General features: G+C 46.6%; 1 protein-coding gene and 1 pseudogene. Both read right to left on the minus strand.

Translation table 11 applies throughout. The annotated features are described in order from the left end of the window. The coding region (locus R7R24_RS26770; protein ID WP_318120126.1) for an SRPBCC domain-containing protein at positions 1-273 on the minus strand (273 nt) is incomplete at its 3' end. A 100-nt stretch (positions 274-373) separates the two neighbouring features. Next, positions 374-723, minus strand: a pseudogene (locus tag R7R24_RS26775) (EamA family transporter); the annotation flags it as partial.

A 723-nucleotide genomic window follows, 5' to 3' on the forward strand; every position in this document is an offset into this window, starting at 1 on the left:
CCCATCCAACTGCTGCCGATTATCCGGGTTAAAGATGGCAACATGATGAAACTCTAGCCGATGCAGTGGCTGCACAGAATCAATCACTGCGCGAGTGCCGCCCATATCCGGATCAAAAAAGGTGATGTCGCTGCCCTCTTCCCACTCCCCTTCGAATTGAGATTGAGGTGAAAATGCCTGCGCCCAACGCTTGTAAAGCTCAGCATCCGTCAGCACTCTCCATACGCGCTGCGGAGTCGCGGTTATTTCTACGTAATAGTTTAATGTAAGCATGTTTTCTCTCCCTGAACCTTCATTGACGCTAGTTTATTCTCAGGAAAAATCAAATTTGCTTGCGTTTTAAATGCTTATCTCAACTTACTTTTACGAGGCACTAAGATGTTCTCGTTTGTAACGCCTTGCTTTGATGATGCTTGACCAATACATCCCAGCACCCATTCAATACCGTCGCGAGTACAATTAAGCCCATGCCCGCGATTTGAGTGCGGTTCATTACATCAGCGAAAAAAAGTGATTGCCAAACGGCCGTAAACAACAAGTTGGTAAAAATCAGTGGTGCGAGTTGAGAGCCGCTACTGGCCAGTTGATAGGCTTTTGCACGAAACACTTGAGTATTGATGATCAACATCGACATGGCTAATAGCAACAGCACACTAGGCTCAACAGATAGTGAGAATGAATGAGCCCCCAACAGTCCAGAGCCATCGTTGATAAGCGCCAAAG

It is taken from the genome of Vibrio sp. 704, from assembly GCF_033339295.1.